General features: G+C 64.4%; 20 protein-coding genes. 11 read left to right on the top strand and 9 right to left on the bottom strand.

Going from position 1 to position 20,525, the window contains the following annotated elements; translation table 11 throughout:
* Positions 1 to 2: 2 nt before the first annotated feature.
* Entirely contained in the window at positions 3 to 1,829 is a 1,827-nt protein-coding gene (locus KNN17_RS09755; protein ID WP_241708578.1) for a complex I subunit 5 family protein, read from the top strand.
* A gap of 151 nt (positions 1,830 to 1,980) precedes the next feature.
* Here the strand turns inward: KNN17_RS09755 and KNN17_RS09750 are convergent, their stop codons facing one another.
* Both KNN17_RS09750 and KNN17_RS09745 read right to left on the bottom strand, forming a co-directional pair.
* A complete protein-coding gene (locus KNN17_RS09750) occupies positions 1,981 to 2,172 on the bottom strand; it encodes a hypothetical protein (RefSeq protein WP_241708577.1) in 192 nt (63 codons plus the stop codon).
* 75 nt (positions 2,173 to 2,247) lie between these two features.
* Complete coding sequence (locus KNN17_RS09745) at positions 2,248 to 2,472, bottom strand: hypothetical protein (RefSeq protein WP_241708576.1); 225 nt, start codon at positions 2,470 to 2,472, stop codon at positions 2,248 to 2,250.
* A 206-nt stretch (positions 2,473 to 2,678) separates the two neighbouring features.
* Between KNN17_RS09745 and KNN17_RS09740 the strand changes: the two genes are divergently transcribed.
* Entirely contained in the window at positions 2,679 to 3,551 is an 873-nt protein-coding gene (locus KNN17_RS09740) for a low temperature requirement protein A (protein ID WP_274619693.1), read from the top strand.
* On the opposite strand, the gene KNN17_RS09735 is transcribed toward KNN17_RS09740, so the two are convergent.
* The 4 genes from KNN17_RS09735 to KNN17_RS09720 are packed head-to-tail and all read right to left on the bottom strand — an operon-like array spanning position 3,541 to position 8,985.
* Positions 3,541 to 4,950, bottom strand: coding sequence for an aldehyde dehydrogenase family protein (locus KNN17_RS09735; protein ID WP_241708707.1), 1,410 nt, complete (start codon positions 4,948 to 4,950; stop codon positions 3,541 to 3,543). The two genes, KNN17_RS09740 and KNN17_RS09735, sit on opposite strands and share 11 nt — an antisense overlap.
* Before the next feature lie 52 nt (positions 4,951 to 5,002).
* A complete protein-coding gene (locus KNN17_RS09730; RefSeq protein WP_241708574.1) occupies positions 5,003 to 5,539 on the bottom strand; it encodes a hypothetical protein in 537 nt (178 codons plus the stop codon).
* A gap of 18 nt (positions 5,540 to 5,557) precedes the next feature.
* On the bottom strand, positions 5,558 to 7,072 hold the full coding sequence (locus KNN17_RS09725; protein WP_241708573.1) for an APC family permease: 1,515 nt from the start codon (positions 7,070 to 7,072) through the stop codon (positions 5,558 to 5,560).
* On the bottom strand, positions 7,069 to 8,985 hold the full coding sequence (locus KNN17_RS09720) for a primary-amine oxidase (protein ID WP_241708705.1): 1,917 nt from the start codon (positions 8,983 to 8,985) through the stop codon (positions 7,069 to 7,071). The genes KNN17_RS09725 and KNN17_RS09720 overlap by 4 nt, the downstream gene beginning before the upstream one ends.
* 134 nt (positions 8,986 to 9,119) lie before the next feature.
* Between KNN17_RS09720 and KNN17_RS09715 the strand changes: the two genes are divergently transcribed.
* Entirely contained in the window at positions 9,120 to 9,755 is a 636-nt protein-coding gene (locus tag KNN17_RS09715) for a TetR/AcrR family transcriptional regulator (RefSeq protein WP_241708572.1), read from the top strand.
* On the opposite strand, the gene KNN17_RS09710 is transcribed toward KNN17_RS09715, so the two are convergent.
* Complete coding sequence (locus KNN17_RS09710) at positions 9,752 to 10,768, bottom strand: LacI family DNA-binding transcriptional regulator (protein ID WP_241708570.1); 1,017 nt, start codon at positions 10,766 to 10,768, stop codon at positions 9,752 to 9,754. The genes KNN17_RS09715 and KNN17_RS09710 overlap by 4 nt on opposite strands.
* Positions 10,769 to 10,966: 198 nt before the next feature.
* On the opposite strand from KNN17_RS09710, the gene rhaI reads away from it, so the two are divergent.
* The 5 genes from rhaI to KNN17_RS09685 all read left to right on the top strand — a co-directional run bounded on the left by rhaI (position 10,967) and on the right by KNN17_RS09685 (position 17,767).
* Entirely contained in the window at positions 10,967 to 12,133 is a 1,167-nt protein-coding gene (gene rhaI, locus KNN17_RS09705) for an L-rhamnose isomerase (protein WP_241708563.1), read from the top strand.
* A 3-nt stretch (positions 12,134 to 12,136) separates the two neighbouring features.
* Positions 12,137 to 14,176, top strand: coding sequence for a bifunctional aldolase/short-chain dehydrogenase (locus tag KNN17_RS09700; protein WP_241708560.1), 2,040 nt, complete (start codon positions 12,137 to 12,139; stop codon positions 14,174 to 14,176).
* Positions 14,173 to 15,669: a rhamnulokinase gene (locus KNN17_RS09695; RefSeq protein ID WP_241708558.1), complete on the top strand. Its 1,497-nt coding sequence runs from the start codon at positions 14,173 to 14,175 to the stop codon at positions 15,667 to 15,669. The genes KNN17_RS09700 and KNN17_RS09695 overlap by 4 nt, the downstream gene beginning before the upstream one ends.
* A gap of 46 nt (positions 15,670 to 15,715) precedes the next feature.
* Positions 15,716 to 16,114, top strand: coding sequence for a hypothetical protein (locus tag KNN17_RS09690; RefSeq protein WP_241708554.1), 399 nt, complete (start codon positions 15,716 to 15,718; stop codon positions 16,112 to 16,114).
* Between the two features lie 168 nt (positions 16,115 to 16,282).
* A complete protein-coding gene (locus KNN17_RS09685; RefSeq protein ID WP_241708552.1) occupies positions 16,283 to 17,767 on the top strand; it encodes an MFS transporter in 1,485 nt (494 codons plus the stop codon).
* Between the two features lie 14 nt (positions 17,768 to 17,781).
* On the opposite strand, the gene KNN17_RS09680 is transcribed toward KNN17_RS09685, so the two are convergent.
* Positions 17,782 to 18,252, bottom strand: a complete 471-nt coding sequence (locus tag KNN17_RS09680) for an Hsp20/alpha crystallin family protein (RefSeq protein ID WP_241708550.1) — start codon at positions 18,250 to 18,252, stop codon at positions 17,782 to 17,784.
* 111 nt (positions 18,253 to 18,363) lie between these two features.
* Positions 18,364 to 19,047 (bottom strand): hypothetical protein, encoded by a 684-nt coding sequence (locus KNN17_RS09675; RefSeq protein ID WP_241708548.1) that lies wholly within the window; start codon positions 19,045 to 19,047, stop codon positions 18,364 to 18,366.
* Positions 19,048 to 19,267: 220 nt separating this feature from the next.
* On the opposite strand from KNN17_RS09675, the gene KNN17_RS09670 reads away from it, so the two are divergent.
* The 3 genes from KNN17_RS09670 to KNN17_RS09660 all read left to right on the top strand — a co-directional run bounded on the left by KNN17_RS09670 (position 19,268) and on the right by KNN17_RS09660 (position 20,475).
* Complete coding sequence (locus KNN17_RS09670) at positions 19,268 to 19,660, top strand: nuclear transport factor 2 family protein (RefSeq protein WP_236810609.1); 393 nt, start codon at positions 19,268 to 19,270, stop codon at positions 19,658 to 19,660.
* 102 nt (positions 19,661 to 19,762) lie between these two features.
* A complete protein-coding gene (locus tag KNN17_RS09665; RefSeq protein WP_236810610.1) occupies positions 19,763 to 20,053 on the top strand; it encodes a hypothetical protein in 291 nt (96 codons plus the stop codon).
* 83 nt (positions 20,054 to 20,136) lie between these two features.
* Positions 20,137 to 20,475, top strand: a complete 339-nt coding sequence (locus KNN17_RS09660; protein ID WP_241708547.1) for a VOC family protein — start codon at positions 20,137 to 20,139, stop codon at positions 20,473 to 20,475.
* The last annotated feature ends 50 nt before the right edge of the window (positions 20,476 to 20,525 follow it).

The following is a 20,525-nucleotide window of genomic DNA, read 5'->3' as shown; positions in this document are numbered from 1 at the left end:
GCATGGTCCCGGGTACGGCCGCCGCAGCCCTCATGCCCGCGGCCGTGATCGTCCTGATCCTGGCTTCGTGTGTGCTGATGTCCCTAGGGTCCCGCCTTCCACGCCGTTTCGCTGACGTGATCTCCCTTGCTGCCGCCGCGGCGGCAGCAACGCTTGAGGTGTTTATGATGGCTCCGGCGGGGAGCGAACGTCTTGTCTACTGGATGGGCGCGTGGCAGCCCCAGGGCGGCCGTGCCGTTGGAATCGCCCTGGTCGGAGACCAATTCAGCATCGGGATTTCCCTCCTCGCGGCGGTGCTGATGGTCGCTTCCCTCATCTTCTCGTGGCGGTACTTCGAGTCGGACACCGTCCACTACCACGGCTTGATGGTGCTCTTCCTCGCCGGTATGACAGGCTTCGCGTTCGCGGGCGACGTCTTCACCATGTTCGTCTTCTTCGAACTGATGGGCGTGGCGGCGTACGCACTGACAGGGCTCAAGGCCGAAGACCCGTCCGCAGTCCACGGTGCCATCAACTTCGGCATCGTGAACTCACTGGCCGCCTACTTTTCGCTCATGGGCGTCGGGCTCCTGTACGCACGCACCGGCAGCTTGAATCTGGCGGCCATCTCCACAGCACTGCTTGGTGACCGGAGCCCGCTGATCGCGACCGCGTTCATCCTCCTGTGCGCAGGGTTCCTCGTGAAAGCCGCGATCGTCCCGTTCCATTTTTGGCTCGACGACGCCCACGCCGTCGCACCCTCGCCCGTATGCGTGCTGTTTTCCGGAGTGATGGTCGAATTGGGCCTCTATGGCGTCGCTCGGGTGTACTGGGCGGCCTTCGCCGGTTCACAGATCGCTTCCCCGGCCCAGGTCCTTTTCATAGTGCTTGGCATCCTGACCGCCGTCGTGGGGAGCGTTATGTGCTTCCTTCAGCGGCACATCAAGAGACTGCTGGCGTACTCAACGATTGCCCACATGGGAGTCTTCCTGGCTGTTCTCGGCACCGCTTCCCCGGATGCGCTGGGAGGGGTTGCCGCGTACGTCCTCGGCCACGCTGCGGTCAAGGGCTCCTTGTTCCTGCTGAGCGGAATCATATTGAACAGGTACGGCAGCGTCGACGAGTACACGCTCCGCGGACGCGGAAAGGATTCGCCGGTGCTTGGAATCGCCTTCGTGGTCGCCGGTGCCGCGCTCGCAGGCGCGCCGCCCTTCGCCGCCGGCCTGGGCAAGGGCATCGCCGAGCATGCCTCATCGAGTGCAGGGCGGCTTTGGGTCCCTGTCCTTATGGTCGGGGTGTCGGCGGTGACAGCCGCCGCTGTGTTCCGTGTTTGCGGGCGGATATTCCTGGGTCTCGGCGGCCGCCCCGCCGGGATCGAGGCGGAGGGGATGAGCGGGGACGAGGAGCGTATCGAAGTACCCATCGGCCTGCGCCGTATCCCGATATCAATGGGTGCGCCGGCTGTGGGATTGCTGGCGGGCGCCCTTGCTTTGGGGGTGCTTCCGTCGATCGGCGATGCCGCCGAAGAGGCCGCAGCCCGGTTCATGGACCGCGCCGGCTATGTATCGGCCGTCCTCGAGGGTCCGACCTCTTATGTGTCGCACCCAGCCACGGGCGCCGCATGGGAGCCGACGAGCGTCGCGCTGGGGCTGCTGTCGACCACGATCGCCGTCGTCATGGCGGCCGCGGCGCTCCATGGCTGGCGTCTGCCTTCCGCTCTCCGCAGCCCCGCGCACGCGGCCCAGCCGGCGCTAAGAATCCTCCGGCGCTTGCACTCCGGGCGCGTTGGCGACTATGTCGTGTGGCTGCTCGTGGGCCTCGCGGCAGGGTGGGCCCTGGTGCTCGGCTGAAATCTTCCGCGGCGTGGAGTGGAAGCCTAAGATTGCCGACGCCCGGAGCGAGCGATGCAACGGCGGTAGTCGAGCTGCCAGGCACAGCGGGGCAAAGATGACGAAAATATCGCCGGACTGCGATTCAGCGCCGGCTCCTCAAGCGCGCCCCCTAGTCGTGTGATTTGTTCCGGGCCTCGCGCTGTTGCCGCTCAAGCTTGGCTTCCGCATCCGTCCGCCGCTGGCCTACGATGCGCATCTGGTGGGTGGTCGGGTGCTCGTACTCCTCCGCGGACATGCCCTTCTCCCTGGGAAAGTAGCCGGCTGCCGGGGACGCGAGCTTATGGTCTTGGTTTTCGCTCATATCAAAATCGTCCCACTCGAAAGCGTTCCCCAAAAGAGGTTGAAAATCGTTCGGATGGAGGGCGCCGGCGCGCCGCTACATGAGCCATTGGACTGAGACGTTCATGGCGAGCAAGGCATTCGTCAGGGGCGCAAGAATCGAATCGTCGGCTTCCATGCGATGCAACGTGGCCAGGAAATCATCTATTTGGGTGGTGGTGAACCCGCCGTCCCGGAGTTGCTGGATAGCGAGCTCGGTATTCTGCTTCCGGGTGTTACTGAATCGCGGATTTACTTCTGGCTGTAACGGTTCCGAATCCATGACCTCTGCTTGCCCCCGATGTTTCCCTGCGCGTAGGACGCTCCCCGCATAAGGTATTCCTGCCTCACAAATGCTACTATCCCAAACCGCGGGTGGCGCAACCTCGGCAGCCAATACCATGGGGCAATGATGGATAAGTCGTCGGTTCCCGGCGCGTTGAAGCACGAGGTGGCCCGTGATCCCCGTCCCGGGCGCTGGGTGTCGCGATGCTCGCTGCCATGGCTGCGGCGAGCGTCATGGCCGCCGCCGCGCCCGGTGCCTTTGGCGAACGGGCGTGGGCCTTTTCGCTGGCCAATGCTGCGATTCGTGTTGTCCTGCTGGTCCTGTGGCTGTACCAACACCGCGACCAACACCGCGAAAATTCGTCCGAAACTCCGTGGCGGATCTGGATCTACAACGGCGGCACAGCGGTCCTCTGGCTCATCTCTGCCGTCTTGCCGCTCCACATCGCCGTCGTTCTGTGGGCTGCCGCGATCGTCGTCGAGGTTGGCATGATGGTGGTTGGAGCCCGCCTTTGGCCCGACCGGAGCATCGGCGGCATCAATATCGAACACGCTTCCGAGCGGCTTGGCCTGTTCGTCATCATTGTCCTCGGCGAGTCCATCTTCACGATCGTCACTGAGGTGCCCGCTCATTGGGGGCCGGGCGCGGGGCTTGTCGGCGCGCTCGGATTCCTGGTAGTGGCCTTCCTCGGCTGTGCGTTCTTCCAGTACGGCACCGAGACCATCACCGCGGGGCTCGAGCGCCTCCAGGCTCGGTCCGATTTCGCCGGGATCCTTCAGACCACGTTGTTCATACCGTTTCTCCTGGTTCCGGGGGTGACTGCGATTGCCGGGGCGATCGCGACAGCCGTTCCAGCACCTTACGAGCATTTGCCGTTCGGTTCCGGGATTTCCCTCGGCAGCGGCCTGGCCCTCTTCTATACGTGCAATGCGATCGTGTCGCTGCGCTACGGTCAGCGACCACGCGCAGTGCTGCCGTGGGCAGTTCCCACCGGCACGCCCCAACTAGCTGACAGTTGTTGTCGTTCTGGGCCCTCAAAACGACAACAACTGCGAGACAGTTGGGTCAGCCGTTGATCACCTGCGGCACGCCGAGTGCTTTGAGGCCTTCGACGCCGAATTCGAGGCCGTAGCCGGATTGCTTGGCGCCGCCGAAGGGGATGCGGGGGTCGACGGCGCCGTGTTTGTTGATCCAGACGGTGCCGGCTTGGAGGCGGGCGGCGACGTCGCGGGCGGCGTCCAGGTCCGTGGACCAGACGGAGGCGCCGAGTCCGACGTCGAGCGCGTTCGCCATCGCTATGGCCTGGTCGATGGTGGTGTAGCGGATGATCGGCAGTGCCGGGCCGAATTGCTCCTCGGCGACGAGCGGGTTGTTGTTGTCGATGTCGGCCACGAGGGTGGTGGGGTAGAAGTTGCCGGCCTGGCCGGTCTCGGGGTTGCCACCGAGCAGGATGCGGGCGCCGGAGTCGCGGGCGGCGTCGACGAGGCGGGCGACGATGTTGTATTGCTGGCGGTTCTGCAGCGGGCCGAGGACGTTGTTTTCGTCGAGGCCGTTCCCCATGGGCATGGCCTTCGCCACGGCAGTGAGTTCGGTGCACACGGCGTCGTAGAGGGAGTCGTGGACGTAGAGGCGTTTGAGTGCGGCGCAGGTCTGGCCGGTGTTGATGAAGGCGCCCCAGAAGAGTCCTTCGGCGATGGCGGCGGGGTCGGCGTCGGGCAGGACGATGCCGGCGTCGTTGCCGCCGAGTTCGAGGGTGAGGCGTTTGACGGTGTCCGCGCTGGAGCGGATGATGGCTTTGCCGGTGGTGGTGGAGCCGGTGAACATGACCTTGCCGATGGCGGGGTGGGTAGCGAGCGCTTCGCCGACGTCGCGGCCGCCGGAGACCACGGTGAGGAGGCCTTCGGGGAGTTCTTCGTTGATCACGGCGGCGAGGGCCAGGACGGACAGGGGTGTGTATTCGGAAGGTTTGACGACGACGGCGTTGCCCATGCGCAGGGCGGGGGCGATCTGCCAGACGGTGATCATCATGGGCCAGTTCCAGGGTCCGATCGCGCCGACGACGCCGATGGGCCGGTAGTGCAGTTCGGCGCGGGTGTCGCCGTCGTCCACCACGGTTTCGGCCTCGAGCGGGGTGGCGGCGGCGGCGCGGAGCCACGCGGCGCAGGCGCCGACTTCGAAGCGGGCGTTGGGGCCGTTCAAGGGCTTGCCTTGCTCGCGGGAGAGCAAGCGGGCGAGTTCCTCGGCGGAGCGCTCGACGGCGTCGGCGGCCTTCAGGAGCGCGGCGGACCGGGCGTCGTGGCCGGCCGCAGCCCATGCCGGCTGGGCTGCCCGGGCGGCGTCGATGGCCGCCTGGAGGTCCTCGACGGTGTGGACCGGTGCCTCGCCGACGGCGGTGCCCGTGGCGGGGTCGAGGATGGTCCGGGTTTCGCCGGTGGCCGGGGTGATTGAAGCGAGGAGGGCGTCGTAGCTTTCCAAGGGGTTACTCCACTCTGAGTTGGTAATGGTTTTCAAGGATTGGACACTGCGGTCAGACGGCCATCAGGATCATGGCGCCCAAGGCCCCAGCCGAAGAGATGGCCTCAAGCGGGGCGGACGCGTGACGACGGTGTCCGCGCCCTTTCCGGCAAAGCGATTGGACCGCCAGGACGATCGAGTAGGCGATGACCGCTGCCGCGAGGACAACTGCCAGGGCCGGGTTCGCTCCACCAAGTCCCGCGTGCGCATGGGTTTGGTGAACAGAACCGGATGGGGCTGTGGGAAGGGTTGTGACAAAAACGGCGAACATCGCCACTATGGACAAGGAACGGTGTATTTCCATGCCGCCGCGGCGATCCTTGGGCAGGAGCATCAGCGGTAACGGTGAAGTGAGAAGCAGCAGGAGGCCCCACACGACGCCCGGAAGGATGCCGGGCCCGACACTCGTGTCCGCCATCGCCACGAGCATGAGTGCCATCGGTCCCCACTGGCTGAGGTTCCTGACCACGCCTTCGCGCAGGGGGCTCCAGATTCCGAGGGCGCAGCAGGCCAGCATGACTATCGAAAGGATCGTGTGCATGGTGTTCACAGGTCATCGGTCCCGGCGCTACACGTCTTCTTCGTCGCCGAGGTGGACAGCCGCCGGCCCCTCTTCGCCGTGCCCGATCCGCCGATATACGCCGGGGTTGTTCCGGCGGATGCGGAACGCCCAGGCGATCCCCACCAGCCCGGGCACGATGATCGTGGCCGGCAGGATGAACGTCAGCGCATTGGTCTCGCTTTGGCCCAGCAGTACGTTGAAGTTGACCACAATCAGAACGAAGATCGCCGCCAGGAGCACGAATCCCAGTGCAGGGGCGACCACGCGGGTCCACAAACCGGCGTCATGCCTGTTCTTGCGGAAGAATCCAATGACCGCCAGGGAGACAACGGTCATCAAGAGGACAAGTCCCATCGCGCCGTCGTTGGTCAGCCACGTGAACATGGTGAGGACAGGGTAGAGATCACCGAGCGAGGATCCGGTCCCGGCGATGGCGAACGCCACCGTGACGACGACGGCGATCACCGTCTGGGCGATTGAGCCGGCGTAGGGGGCGCCGCTGTGCCGCCGTACTGCACCCAGCTTCCGGGGAAGGACTTGTTCCCGGCCAAGGGAGAAGAAGTAGCGCGCGGCGGCGTTGTGGAAGCTGACCAAGGCTGCGAACAGGCTGGTGACGAAGAGCAAGCGGGCCAGGTCGGCGAGGAGGACACCTGCGTGGTCACTCAGGAAACCGAACATCAGGTCCGGTCCTTGTTTCGCGGAGGCGTCGACCACAGCCGACGGACCGGTTCCGACCGCCATGGCCCAGGAGGACACCGCGTAGAACAGGGCAATGATGGCCACTGCCGTATACGTGGCCCGGGCGACGGTGTGCTTGGGGTCCTTGCTTTCCTCGCCATAGATCGCGGCCGATTCGAATCCCATGAACGCCGCGATGCCGAAGGAGAGGACGGCCCCGACGCCCGGGACAAAGAGGCTCTGCGGGCTCAGCGGCGCGCCGCTGACTCCCTCGGGTGCCACGATGAAGGAGGCGACGTCGTAGACGATCACCACGAGGAACTCCAGTCCGACGAGCACTCCGAGGACCTTCGCTGACAGGTCCACCCGGTTCACGCCGAGGAATGCGACGACGGCGATGCAGACGAGCACCGGAATCCACCACGGGACAGTGGCGCCGAATCGTTCGTTGATCAAGCTTGAGACAGTGAAGCCGAAGAGCCCGTAGATGCCGACTTGCATCAGGTTGTAGGCCATCAGCGCCACCATGGAAACACCAACGCCGATCGGTCGCGAGATGCCCTGGGCAACGTAGGAATAGAAGGCACCGGCGTTGACGACGTAACGGCTCATTGCCGCGTAGCCGACCGCGAACACAGCGAGGGTTCCGCCGAGCAGCAGGAAGGACAGCGGTACTCCGGTGACTCCGGTGACGCCAAACGTCGTCGTCACCCCGCCGGCGAGGACCGTGAGCGGAGCCGAGGCGGCAATGATCATGAAGGTCACTGCCGGGACGCCGAGACGGCGTCGATGGTGATGCGGGTGATCCACCTCAGTGGTCTCTTTCCCGGTTGTCAAGCTCATTTCTGGACCTCCATGTGGCAGTGGCCGCCTCCGGCGGGCTTTGAGGCGGGGACATCGAGGACGGGGCTCCGATCGAAGAAGCCTTCGGGGCGCAGTTTGAAGCCCACGGTGTCCACGGGCATGATGGGCCAGTCCTCGGGGCGGGGGAAGTGAGTCAGTCCGAAGGTATGCCAGACGACGATGTCCTGTCCGTCGATGTCCCTGTCGCCGGCAATGTAGGACGGCAGTCCGGCCCCTCCGGAGTGCTGGTTGACGAAGTCGCCGCTCGGGTAGCGCTCGTTCTCGTCGTAGCGGGTCACCCACAGATCCTTCGTTGCGAATGCTGCACGCCGGGCGATGGACGATTCGGGGTCGGCCAGGAGCATGGGATGCCCCTGTCCGTGGAGTTTGTAGCCGACGGGGTCGCCCAGGCGGTTGAGTGATTCGGGGTTGGAGATGATCCATGCCCGTCCGGCCGCCATGTCGGACTCGCGGACGGCCTCAGATTCGCTCTTGAGCACCGTCCGACGGCGGGCGAAGGCGTTGCCGCGCTCGTTGCCTTCTCCCATGGGCACACGGACGGCGTCCTCTTCTTCGACCCGGTTGCTCAGGCCGTCGATGGCGAAATCCAGTCGCGCGCTGAAAAGATGCTGGTGGAAGGGAGCCCCAAGGCCGGGGGCGAGCTCCGAGGCGTACGGGTAGCCCTTTCCGGGGTGGGCGCTGGTGAAGACGACGCCGGTGGCCTTGGCTTCGAACTCGATGGTTCCGTCGAGGTAGAGGTACCAGTAGAAGCCGTAGTCGTAGTTGCCGATGGTCGTGAAGAAACTGATGACGAGCCTGCGGTTCCGGCGAGTGTAGTTCACGCCGCTCCAGAGGTCGCTGTGCTTGGCGAGGATGCTCCAATCCTCTTCGTGCATGCAGATTCCGTTGCGGATTTCCCGTGGGCGGCCGAACGCGTCGCTGACGACCGGGCTGAGGTAGGTGATGTCGCCGAGGCAATCGCAGCCGAGCTCGAGCGAGTTGGCGTACTGGCCCACCAGGTATTCGCCGGTATCGAAGTAGTTCTGCCAGGAGCGCACGGGGGAGGGGTCCCCGTAAGGCACCACCATTTCGGCGATGGAAGCCCGCTTGAGGATGCTGCGACGGCGATCGCCGTCGTCGAACGCCACATTGTGGAGAACGACGCCTTCCCGGACATCGAAGCCGATGTCCAGGCTCCATTTCTCCCACTCGACGTGGTTTCCATCGTGGACCGTGAAGCTCGGGCCTTCCGGCTGGGTGATGTGGATCGGCTTCTGGGTGGTTCGCATCGGCCCGGTCAATTCAGGGTCCGTAAAGTTGCCGTGTTCTTCCGGCACCGGGACCGGCCCGAAATCCAGGACCTGGTCCACCGTTTTGCTGACGACGTCGACGTAGGCAACCAGCCCGTCCACGGGGTGGGCCCAGGCACTGTCCCCGGGGAACTCCTGGACGAAAGCCAAACCCCGCAGAATCCGGCGGCCCTTCTCTTCCGGGTACTCGAAGACTCCGGCCGACAGGGGAGCGACCCTGACTTTGCTGACATCGAGGTTCCGGTCAGCCAAGGCCTTGAGCCATCGTTCGTCCTGGGCGAGGATCTCTTCAACCACCTCGAATTCCTCTTCGATCACCGGAAGCTCGCCCGTCACCGAGGTGTCGAGTTCCACTTTCGAGACCACTTCCTGATGCGTCACGGAAACCACGACGTCCTGTGCCGCACCGGTTGAAACATTGTGCAGGAACGCCCTGAACCTGCGGTCCACAGCCTCCGCATTCCGCGGTGGCTCAAGGAGGCCAAGGTAGGCGATCCGGATGGAGCCGTCGAAGAGTCCGGCGTCGGCCAAGACGCCCCTGACGGCCGTGATGTCTTCGGCACTCGTCAAGGCAAACGGAGACGGTCCGGCAAACGCAGCCATTTCGGCGATTTCTGGAGAAGAAGTTGTGCTCATGGAAGGCCTTTGTGAGTGGCGATTTATTTTCTATGTGTGTAGAGAATAGCATCGTGTAATCTGAGTCACAACGGTTGTAGAAAAAAAGATTTGGGGAAAGCGTGCCGAAGATCGTAGACCACGACAAGCGCAGGGTGGAGCTCGTCGAAGCCACGTGGCGGATCATCGCCAGCAGGGGGATCGAAGGAGCCACCATGCGCGAGATAGCAACGGAAGCAGGCTTTGCCAACGGCGCGCTCAAGCCGTATTTCCCCACAAAGGACGATCTCTTGACGTTTGCCTTCGGCCACGTCTTCAACCAGACGAATACCCGCATGAGCGATTCCACTGCCGGCCAGCGGGGCCTGTCTGCATTGCGCAGCTATTGCCATGAAATTTTGCCGCTCGACGCCGAGAGGCTCAACGAGGCGCGCATCGCGATTGCCTTCTGGCAACGCGCCCTGACGGACCCGGCGAAGGCCGCTTTGCACGATTCCTCAATGGAGCAGTGGCGTGAAGCCCTGTTCGACAAGCTCCGTGAAGCCAGGGAGCTTGGCGAACTGAAGGAAGGACTGAACGACGACGACGTGGTCGGCGGGATCATGACGTTCGCGCTCGGTGCCCAGATCACGGCCACTCTGACGCCGGAACACCACTCAGCGGATCAGCTGCGGTCCCAACTGGAGACCTATATATCGCTCATTTCATCCGGGAAGGGCGATCTTGTGCCGACGACCGGCCCCAAAAGATCCGCTTAGCGGCGCAGGGTGCTCTGCCTCGCCACGAGTTCCGGCGTGAACACCACTTGGCTGTGCACGTGGCCGGGCTCGTCGTCGATTTCGTCGAAGAGCAGCTGGGCGGCGCGCTCGCCGATCAGCTGTCTTGGCTGACTGATGGAGCTGAGCGGGATGCTCGACTGCGAAGCGAAATCGATGTCGTCGAAGCCCACGATCGCGATGTCCTCGGGCACGCGGAGCCCGTTGGCCGCGAAGGACTGCAAGAGCCCGAGCGCCAATTGGTCGTTCGCCGCAAACACGGCGTCCGGCCGCTTGGCGGGCTGGAGATTCCACATGAGATCGCCAATTTGGCGCCCGCGTTCAAATTTCAGATCGGGCGTTTCGAATAATTGAAGGGGGAGGCCCGCCCGTTGCGCCGCGTCGGCTGCACCCCGGTAGCGGTCCTCAACCTGCTGCAGCGTGAAGGGGCCTCCCACGAAAGCAGGGCGGACTGCGCCGATGCTGACAAGATGGTCCAGGGCGGTCGCCCCGCCGGCGACGTCGTCCACCGAAACCGAGCAGAACTGATCTGTGCTTGCGAGCCTGTCCACGAGTACGGAGGGGATGCCCCGGGTGCGCATTTTCTCAAGCCGTTCAAGGACGTTCCCGAACGGAGTGATCAGGACGCCTTGGACACGCTGCTGCTCGAACAGGTCCAGATAGGCCTGCTCACGCCCGGCGTTTTCGGCGCTGTTGGCCAGGATCAGGGAGTGCTTGTGGTCCTCGGCGACGTTTTCAGCCCCCAGGGCCACATCGGTGAAGAAGGGGTTGCGGACGTCCAGCACCAGCATGCCCAGGCTCCGCGTGGATCCGGACCGTAGCGAGCGGGCTGATTCGTTTCGCACGAATCCCAACTGGTCGATCGCGGCCAGGACCCGGCTTCTCTTGTCGAACGACACTTGGTCCGGCCGGTTGAGGACATTCGAAACAGTGCCGACCGAAACTCCCGCAAGAGCGGCGACGTCCGCCAGCTTCGCACCCGGTCCGGTTGGCACGCTGAACCTCCCAATTGATGAATCGAATCAATCCGTTTCGTCAATGTTACGTGGCTCAACCGGCGATCTCCTGGATTGACTGTTGACACGCCATGGAAGCAGGCCCTACCGTGTGAGTAGGTTCTTGAATGAATCGATTCAAAACAAGACTTGGGCCTCCCATTCAAAGACGACGCACAGGCAACAGAAGGAACAATCATGAACACCACTGAAACGGCCCTGGGCCGCCTCGGGGAACTGGCCGTCGAAGTTCCCTCGTGGGCCTATGGCAACTCGGGAACGCGATTCAAGGTGTTCGGTACGTCCGGCACCCCGCGGACTATCCAGGAGAAGCTGGCCGACGCCGCGAAAGTCCACGAACTGACGGGCCTTGCGCCCACGGTGGCACTGCACATCCCGTGGGACAAGGTGGATGATTACTCCGCCCTGCGCGAGTTTGCAGAGAGCCTTGGCGTGGGGCTGGGGACGATCAACTCGAACACGTTCCAGGACGATGAGTACAAGTACGGCTCCCTGACGTCCTCGGACGCGGCTGTGCGGCGCCGGGCGGTCGACCACCATCTGGAGTGCATCGACATCATGCACGCCACCGGCTCCCGGGACCTGAAGGTCTGGCTGGCCGACGGCACCAACTATCCCGGCCAGGACGACATGCGCGGCCGCCAGGACCGCCTCGCGGAATCCCTGCAGGAAATCTACGCCGGGCTCGCCGAAACCCAGCGCCTGGTCCTGGAGTACAAGTTCTTCGAGCCGGCTTTCTACCACACCGATGTTCCGGACTGGGGTACCTCTTACGCCCAGACCCTGGCACTGGGGGAGAAGGCCTTCGTCTGCCTGGACACCGGCCACCATGCCCCGGGAACCAATATCGAGTTCATCGTCATGCAGCTCCTGCGCCTAGGGAAGCTCGGTTCCTTTGACTTCAATTCGCGCTTCTACGCCGACGACGACCTGATCGTCGGTGCCGCGGATCCCTTCCAGCTGTTCCGCATCATGCACGAGGTCATCCGCGGCGGCGGCTTCGGGAAAGAGTCAGGGGTTGCCCTGATGCTTGACCAGTGCCACAACCTGGAGGAGAAGATCCCCGGCCAGATCCGGTCCGTGCTCAACGTCCAGGAGATGACGGCCCGCGCACTGCTCATCGACACCGATGCACTGGCCGAAGCCCAGCGTGAAGGGGATGTGTTGGCTGCAAACGGCATTTTCAACGATGCCTTCTACACGGACGTCCGGCCGATGCTGGCGCAATGGCGTGAATCGCGTGGCCTGCCCGCCGACCCGATGACGGCGTTCAAGGCAAGCGGCTACCAGAAGAAGATCAACGAGGACCGCGTGGGCGGCCAGCAAGCCGGATGGGGCGCATAGAGCATGAGCAACAGCAAGACCGTTGAAGAACTGATCACCCGTTCCAACCGCCTCGGTGCGGACAAGCGGAACACGAATTTCGCTGGCGGGAACACCTCCGCGAAGGGAACGGACAAGGACCCGGTCACCGGGGAGGACGTCGAGCTGTTGTGGGTCAAGGGTTCCGGCGGCGATCTGGGCACGCTGAAGGCCGAAAACCTGGCTGTGCTGCGCCTGGACCGGCTGCAGGCACTCAAGTCCGTTTACCCCGACGTCGAGCGCGAAGACGAAATGGTGGCCGCCTTCGATTACTGCCTGTTCGGCAAGGGTGGCGCTGCGCCGTCGATCGATACCGCCATGCACGGACTCGTCGACGCCGCGCACGTGGACCACCTGCACCCGGACTCGGGCATCGCGATCGCGACGGCGGTGGACGGCGAAGCGCTGACGTCCAAGATCTTCGGTAACAAGGTCGTGTGGGTTCCCTGGCGCCGGCCCGGATTCCAGCTGGGACTGGACATCGCGGCGATCAAGGAAGCCAACCCGCAAGCCATCGGCACCATCCTGGGCGGACACGGCATCACCGCGTGGGGCGAAACGAGCGGGGAAGCCGAGGCCAACTCCCTCTGGATCATCGAGCAGGCCGAAGGCTACATTGCCCGGAACGGCAAAGCCGAGCCTTTCGGCGCCAAACTCCCCGGCTACGCCGCGCTCCCGGAAGCCGAGCGCCGCGCCAAAGCGGCCGCGTTGGCTCCCGCCATCCGCGGCCTCGCCTCGGCCGACAAGCCGCAGGTGGGTCATTTCAGCGACGATCCGCGTGTCCTGGAATTCCTCGAAGGCGCCGGGCATCCCCGCCTTGGAGCGCTGGGCACCTCCTGCCCGGACCACTTCCTGCGCACCAAGGTCAAGCCCCTCGTCCTGGACCTGCCCGCCGACGCCGGCATCGAGGAAAGCATCGCACGCCTCAAGGAACTGCATGCCGCGTACCGCGAGGACTATCAGGCCTACTATGACCGCCATGCCGACGCCGAGTCCCCGGCCTTGCGCGGCGCGGACCCGGCCATCGTCCTGGTCCCCGGCGTCGGAATGTTCTCCTACGGCAAGGACAAGCAGACCGCCCGCGTGGCGGGCGAGTTCTACCTCAACGCCATCAACGTCATGCGCGGCGCCGAGGCCATCTCCTCCTACGCCCCGATCGAGGAATCCGAGAAGTTCCGGATCGAATACTGGGCCCTCGAAGAAGCCAAGCTCGCCCGGATGCCCAAGCCCAAATCGCACGCCACGCGCATCGCTTTGGTGACCGGCGCGGCGTCGGGCATCGGCAAGGCGATCGCCACCCGCCTCGCCGCGGAGGGTGCCTGCGTGGTCATCGCCGACCTCAACCTGGACAACGCGCGGGCAGTCGCGGCCGGGCTTGGCGGCGCGGACGTCGCCATCGGCGTGCAGGCCGACGTCACCGACGAAGCCCAGGTGGCCGCCGCCATCAAGGAAGCCGTCCTCGCTTTCGGCGGACTGGACCTGGTGGTGAACAACGCGGGCCTGTCGATCTCCAAGCCGCTCCTGGAAACCACGGAGAAGGACTGGGACCTGCAGCACAACGTCATGGCCAAGGGCTCGTTCCTGGTCTCGAAGGCCGCCGCGAAGGTCATGATCGATCAGGGCATGGGCGGGGACATCGTCTACATTTCCTCGAAGAACTCGGTCTTCGCCGGGCCGAACAACATCGCCTACTCGGCCACCAAGGCAGACCAGGCCCACCAGGTCCGTCTGCTGGCCGCTGAGCTGGGGGAGTACGGCATCCGAGTCAACGGCATCAACCCCGACGGAGTGGTCCGCGGCTCCGGGATCTTCGCCGGCGGCTGGGGCGCCAAGCGCGCCGCCGTCTACGGAGTCGAGGAGCAGGAACTGGGCAAGTACTACGCCCAGCGCACCCTGCTCAAGCGCGAAGTCCTGCCCGAGCATGTGGCCAACGCGGCCGCCGTGCTCACCAGCAACGAGCTCTCGCACACCACGGGCCTGCACATTCCCGTGGACGCGGGCGTCGCGGCCGCTTTCCTGCGATGAGGGGACAGTCCAGTGCGGGCGGCGTTTTCGCCGCCGTCGATATCGGTGCTTCGTCCGGGCGTGTCATGCTCGGCCGGGTCACCGGCGGGCGCGTCTCCCTCGAAACAGTGCACCGTTTCCCCAACGGCGTCGTAGAGCTCGACGGCGGACTCCACTGGGATTTCGACGCCCTGTTCGAGGAGGTGCTCACGGGACTTGCGGCGGCCGCGGAAACGGCCGCCGCAAGCGGGGAGCGGATCGCCAGTATCGGCATCGATACGTGGGCCGTCGACTACGGACTCGTGGATCCCGCCGGTGCCCTCCGGGCCCAGCCGTTCAGCTACCGCGACGAGCGCGGGCGCACCGCCGTCGCGGACGTCCACAAGGTGCTGGACCCGGCACGGCTCTATGCGACCACCGGACTGCAGTTCCTGCAGTTCAATACGCTCTACCAGCTCGCCACCGAACCTGAACTGCTCGGCGTCCAGGCGTTGCTCGTTCCGGACTTGATCGCGTTCAGGCTCACGGGGCAACGCCGTACAGAGGCCACGAATGCTTCCACCACAGGGCTTTTTGACGCCGTCGCGGGGGAGTGGGCCACAGAATTCTTCAAGGCACTGGGCCTGCACAAGAACCTGTTCCCGGCCGTCATCCAGCCAGGCGAGACGATAGGCACGCTGCTACCGGAAGTGGCAACCCGGACGGGGTTGCCGCAGGAGACTACCGTGGTTGCCGTGGGATCGCACGATACCGCCTCGGCAGTGGCCGCCGTACCCGCGCAGCAGGAAGACTTCGCCTACATTTCCTCCGGCACCTGGTCCCTCGTGGGCGTGGAATTGGACAACCCCGTCCTGGAGGAAACAAGCCGCTTGGCCAACTTCACCAACGAGCGGGGCGTCGACGGCACCATCCGGTACCTGCGCAACGTCGGCGGCCTGTGGTTGCTCAGCGAATGCCAACGCACCTGGGCCGCCGAGGGTCACCGGCAGGATCTGGCCGCGCTCCTCGAGTCCGCGGCGGCACTGCCCACGGGAGGCCCGCAAATCAATGCCGACGATCCGGCGTTCATCGCCCCGGACAATATGCCTGACCGGATCCGCGCTGCCGTGCGCGCCGGCGGCGCCGTCCTCCCGGACCGTCCGGCCGTCGTCGTGCGCTGCATCCTGGACAGCCTCGCGGCCGCTTACGCGAGGACCCTGGCGCGTGCCGAAGAACTCTCCGGCAAGCAGACGTCGGTGGTCCACATCGTGGGCGGCGGATCGCAGAACAGGCTCCTGTGCCAACTCACCGCTGATGCCACCGGCAAGACGGTTGTGGCCGGTCCCGTGGAAGCCACGGCGCTCGGAAACGTCCTGGTCCAGGCCCGGGCGGCCGGAGTGGTTACGGGAGGCCTGTCCGGACTCCGGGCACTCGTGAGGGCCAGCGTCCAGCTTGAAAGCTACGAGCCGGGCCTGGTAGATCAGAGTCCCTATGGCCATCGCCCTGTTGCCCCGCAAAGCCCCTCGATAAACTGAAGGGGCGCCGAAGAGACGCGAGGTACGTTGCGCGAAAGGCAAGATCATGACTGATAGCAGCGGCGTCGAAGAACCCACTGAAGACGACAAAGCCGAAGCTCCCGAGGAACCGGAACTTCGGGGCCGGTACGTCGAGGGCGACTACGGCAAGACGGGAATGGAGCCCGGGCGGCACTCCGAAGACGAAGAAGGCCAATACAGCGAAGGCGACTACGGATCAGCAGGTAGTCAAGGCGGCTTGCCCGAACCGTTGGGTAAGAAGGCCAAGGAATCCGGGCGCTACGCAGAAGCCGACCTCGGCAACGCGGGAGCCGTTCCGGGGCGAACAGCCGAGTCGGAAATCGGACAGTACGCCGAAGGGGACTACGGCACGGACGGGGCAGTGGGACCGCTGCGTGAGGCAGCAAATCCACCGGCGCCAGCGGATGACGACGGCGACGAATGACCGGGTCGATCACTTCGGCCAGTGGTCCCTGACATTCATGTCCATGGATGGCGCCTAACTGAATGGGTGCAGGGATAAATGGTGGGTGCAGAGAAGTATGCCGGCCGAGGTCGGTGCCGGAAACGTGATGAGGATACGCCGCGGCATAGGGGAAAGACGGGCCCAGACATGGCAACTCAAAGCGACGGCGTAGGCTTCCGTTCCACACGGGGCCCGATACTCATAGCCCTGATGCTCTCGAGCGGCCTTGTCGCGATCGATGCAACCATCGTGGCGACCGCTGTGCCTTCGATCGTTCATGAAATCGGCGGGTTCGCCTCGTTCCCGTGGCTCTTCTCCGCGTACCTGCTCGCACAGGCCGTCTCGGTCCCGGTCTACGCGAAACTCTCCGACATGGCGGGCCGGAAGCCAATCATTCTCACTGGCATCGGACTCTTCCTGCTTGGATCCATCCTTTGCGGGCTTGCGTGGAGCATGCCCGCGCTCATCGCCTTCCGCGTGGTGCAGGGCCTGGGTGCCGGCGCCGTCCTGCCTGTGGCCATTACCATCGCCGGCGATATCTACACCCTGGCCGAGCGCGCGAAGGTGCAAGGCTACCTCGCCAGCGTGTGGGCAACCTCGTCGGTGGTCGGCCCAACCCTGGGCGGGGTGTTCTCTTCGCTTGGAGCGTGGCGCGGGATCTTCCTGGTCAACATTCCGCTGTGCCTCGTGGCTGCCTGGATGTTGGTCCAAAGATTCCACGAGAACATCGAACGGGTAAAGCACCGCGTCGACTATCTTGGAGCCGCCCTTCTCACGTTCACCTTGACCTTGACCATCCTCGGGGCCCTCGAAGGTGGCCAGGCCTGGGCCTGGGACTCTCCAATCAGCATCGCAGTGTTCGCCCTTGGTGCCGTCTTGCTTGTTGCGTTCATCCTGGTGGAGCGACGAGCAGCTGAACCCGTCCTGCCGCCGTGGGTCGTTTCGAGGCGCCTCCTCGCCACGACCGCACTGATTTCCTTCGGTGCCGGAGCGGTCGTGCTTGGCCTCACGTCGTACGTTCCCACGTTCCTTCAGGGCGCGCTTTCAGTCTCGCCCATCACGGCGGGCCTCTCCTTGGCAGCCCTGACAATCGGTTGGCCGATCAGCGCCTCGCAGTCGGGCCGCTTCTACCTGCGGATCGGCTTCAGGACCACATCGTTGATCGGGATCTCGGTCACCGTCATCGGTTCGGCGGCCCTCGCGATCACCGCCTACACACCGAACCTCGTCTTCGTTGCGGGCAGCTGCTTTGTGGCGGGGCTCGGCCTCGGCCTCCTTGCAACCCCGAGCCTGATCGCAGCGCAGTCCAGTGTCGAATGGCACGAGCGCGGTGTGGTGACGGGCACGAACCTCTTCGCGCGGTCCATCGGCAGTTCGCTTGGTGTGGCAGTTTTCGGGGCGGTCGCCAACGCAATCTACGCCGACCGCCCGGATGGCGGAAAGAGTTCGCAGGCGATTGTGTTCGCGTCTGCAGCGGTTTTTCTCGCCGTGCTTGTCAGCGCCGCACTGACCGTCGTCGCCGTCCTTGCAATGCCCCCCACGCCCGTGGAGGCGACTGTTCCGCAGGGCAAGGAGCCGGCCCCGCGGCTCCAGAAAGTACGCCGACCAAACGGGCCGGACGACGGTCCTTAGGCTTGCGCCCCCGGCTAGTAACCCGTCGGCTCCGAAGGCGGGTTGGCTTCGCGGCCACCCTTACGGACAACGCGGACTTTCGTGGTCTGCGGCTCTGACTGTTCGGGGAGTTGGATGCGTACTTCGAGGACGCCATCCTCGTACGTTGCGATGATGCCGTCCTGGCTCACGCCGCGGGGCAGCGGGATGCTGCGGGACCGTTCGCCGTAGCGGACTTCGGTACGGTAACCCTTCTTGTCCACGTGTTCGGCATCCTCTTCGCGTCGCGCCTGGATATGCAGGGTGTCGTCGGCAACGCTGATGTCGACGTCGCTCTCGGGGTCGACTCCCGGCAGATCCACCCTGACGACGAGCGTGTCCCCCTCTTGGTATTGCTCGATGCGGAGCGACGAGTCGGATTCGCCTTGAAGGAAGCGTCGGAGCGGCTCCGGGACGTCGAGTCCACCGAGTCCGCCGCGACCGCCGCGTCCGAATAGGTTGTCCATGATGACCTCCTGGTAGGTACCGGCTGCGGGTCAAGACAGAAGTGCCGGGATGAAAAGAAAGCTACGCCAAGCAACGTCCCGTGGGTAGCCCCCTCGGGACGATTGCGCGTGTCAGCTTTGGTGGAAGTCGGGAGCCTTGGGTGCGTCGAGCATCCCGGCGATCTTCTCCTCCAACGCTGCGATGGTCGCTTCGGGCAGGACAATCAGGCCATCCAGTTCGCGCCGGGCGCGCTTGTAGGCTGTCTGGCGCTCTGCCGGCGTCGCTGCACTGTCCGAAGCGATCCTGAGCAGCTTCCTGGCGGTCGCCAGCCGCTGGCGCTCGGGCTCAGTGAAATTGCTGTCCTTGATGCGTTTGGCTTCCCGCTCCGCCACATCGAATGCCAGTTCGTAGCTGCGGACGGCCGTTCGATATTCGGCCAGCCGGGCCGCCGTCGTGATTTCTTCCGGCGTTGCCGGGCGCAGGCCGTCAGCCTCCCGTTTGGCCCGAAGAAACGCCACGGTGAGCGGCTCGCGGACATCCGACATGACCGGAAAGTCTATGATTTTGCCGACGTCAAGTTCGTAGTCAAGCCACCGCCGGTTCAGTGCGTCGTGTGCCTCTTGCAGCCGCACCACCTCGGCCTGGCTGGCGTGCTCCGCTTCTGCCGCGCGGTTCTTGAGCTGATAGAGCTCCACCCGACGGCGGTGCCGCCTTTCGCTGGCCCTGGACCACGACCGCGCCCAACCGCCGGCCAATCCGCTCAGGGGGAAGACCAGCCACCAGAAGTGGCTGACAAATTCGAGGAAGGGATTCACGGCTTCATCGTCCCACCGGCCCCGATGTGTCTCAAGGGTCTCGTGACTACATGCAGGCCTAATCGATGCCGCGCTTTGTGGTCCAGCTTGCCACGCCATTGCCGACAGGGCCCCTTGGAGCGGTCCGCGAACTCACGGCTTCCCATCGACAGGCACCCTGCCCAGGAATAGCCTTAAGCCGTCCCATTGACCGACAAGGATGACGGAGAGGTATCCGAACATGGGAGCTACAGAAAACGCTGAATTGGTCCGGCGGGGATACGAGGCGTTTAACGCAGGTGATCTGGCGACACTCAGCGAGTTGTTCGCGGAAGACGCAGTCTGGCACGTAGCAGGAAGCGGCGTGCTGTCCGGGACGAAGCAAGGACGCGACGCGATCCTGGCGTATTTCGGCGAGTTGGGAGCGCGTTCCCAAGGTACGTTCCAAGCGACGGTCCAGGACATCGTCGGCGGAGAAAACCACACCATCGGGCTCCAGCAAAGCCACGCCGAAAGCGACGGAAAGACCCTGGACATTGCAACGGCCATCTCCTTCGTTCTCCGCGACGGAAAGGTTGTAGAGGGCCGGGAGTTCTTCGAGGACACAGCCAAGGCAGACGAATTCTGGACCTGAATCCCGGAGGCGGATCCCGCACCTGAAAACTCATTGACATCCCGGGCTGCGGGGTCTATTGCTTGGCATGTCCACACCCGTCAACACCAGCAGGGAGCAGATATGGAGCTGTATGGAGTCGTGCACTTCTTCCCGGGAGGCACGAAGGACCAATATGAGGCGTCAATAGCCGCCGTTCACCCAGGAGAAGGGCTCTTGCCCGAGGGCCAGACTTTCCACGCCGCAGGCCCGTCGGCCGGCGGTTGGACGATCATGGCCGTCCACGAGTCGAAAGAAAGTTGGGAGAAGTTCCGCGACGGCATTCTCATGCCCCGCATGCAGGCAGGCATCGAGGGCGGATTCGAATCACCCCCGGAAGAGACCGTCGTCGATCTCTACAAGGTTATGCCCTAGCTATTCGAAAAGGCCGCCCCCAGGTCTCGCGGGCGGCCTTCGGTTATCAGCGGGGGCAGTGGAAAGGAACAGTTTTGGTCGACATGGTGAACTACTTCGAAGTCGGTTCCCCCGATCCCGAGGGCTCGCGGGCCTTCTACGGTTCGCTTTTCGACTGGACTTTCGGTGAGTCCTCGCCTGCCAGCTACCAGATGGTGAATGGCGACAAGGGCGGGCTGTGGGACACCTCCTCGCTCGAGGCGACGTCGTGGGCGATCTTCTACGTCCAGGTCGACGACGTTAAAGCCGCGATCGCCAAGGCCGAGTCTCTCGGTGCAAGCGTAGCTATCCCGTTCGTTGACAACGGCGCCATCGAGTTCGCGCACCTGCTGGACCCGCACGGCAACCGTTTCGGTGTGTGGCGTCCGAAACAGCCGCGTTGAAGCGACGGGACAATGCGGACACTTGCGACGCTCAATGAAAAGGACGAAGT

Source organism: Arthrobacter bambusae (assembly GCF_022606295.1).
GTDB lineage: Bacteria > Actinomycetota > Actinomycetes > Actinomycetales > Micrococcaceae > Arthrobacter > Arthrobacter bambusae_A.
The sequence above is the reverse complement of the archived record's forward strand: the minus strand, read 5'-3'. Positions and strand labels throughout refer to the sequence as shown.

Coding starts and splice junctions, on each gene's coding strand:
- KNN17_RS09755 (WP_241708578.1), top strand. CDS start 3: ATGGTCCCGGGTACGGCCGCCGCAGCCCTCATGCCCGCGGCCGTGATC.
- KNN17_RS09750 (WP_241708577.1), bottom strand. CDS start 2,172: ATGAGCGAAAACCAAGACCATAAGCTCGCGTCCCCGGCAGCCGGCTAC.
- KNN17_RS09745 (WP_241708576.1), bottom strand. CDS start 2,472: ATGGATTCGGAACCGTTACAGCCAGAAGTAAATCCGCGATTCAGTAAC.
- KNN17_RS09740 (WP_274619693.1), top strand. CDS start 2,679: ATGCTCGCTGCCATGGCTGCGGCGAGCGTCATGGCCGCCGCCGCGCCC.
- KNN17_RS09725 (WP_241708573.1), bottom strand. CDS start 7,072: ATGAGCTTGACAACCGGGAAAGAGACCACTGAGGTGGATCACCCGCAT.
- KNN17_RS09720 (WP_241708705.1), bottom strand. CDS start 8,985: ATGGCTGCGTTTGCCGGACCGTCTCCGTTTGCCTTGACGAGTGCCGAA.
- rhaI (WP_241708563.1), top strand. CDS start 10,967: ATGAACACCACTGAAACGGCCCTGGGCCGCCTCGGGGAACTGGCCGTC.
- KNN17_RS09700 (WP_241708560.1), top strand. CDS start 12,137: ATGAGCAACAGCAAGACCGTTGAAGAACTGATCACCCGTTCCAACCGC.
- KNN17_RS09695 (WP_241708558.1), top strand. CDS start 14,173: ATGAGGGGACAGTCCAGTGCGGGCGGCGTTTTCGCCGCCGTCGATATC.
- KNN17_RS09690 (WP_241708554.1), top strand. CDS start 15,716: ATGACTGATAGCAGCGGCGTCGAAGAACCCACTGAAGACGACAAAGCC.
- KNN17_RS09685 (WP_241708552.1), top strand. CDS start 16,283: ATGGCAACTCAAAGCGACGGCGTAGGCTTCCGTTCCACACGGGGCCCG.
- KNN17_RS09680 (WP_241708550.1), bottom strand. CDS start 18,252: ATGGACAACCTATTCGGACGCGGCGGTCGCGGCGGACTCGGTGGACTC.
- KNN17_RS09670 (WP_236810609.1), top strand. CDS start 19,268: ATGGGAGCTACAGAAAACGCTGAATTGGTCCGGCGGGGATACGAGGCG.
- KNN17_RS09665 (WP_236810610.1), top strand. CDS start 19,763: ATGGAGCTGTATGGAGTCGTGCACTTCTTCCCGGGAGGCACGAAGGAC.
- KNN17_RS09660 (WP_241708547.1), top strand. CDS start 20,137: ATGGTGAACTACTTCGAAGTCGGTTCCCCCGATCCCGAGGGCTCGCGG.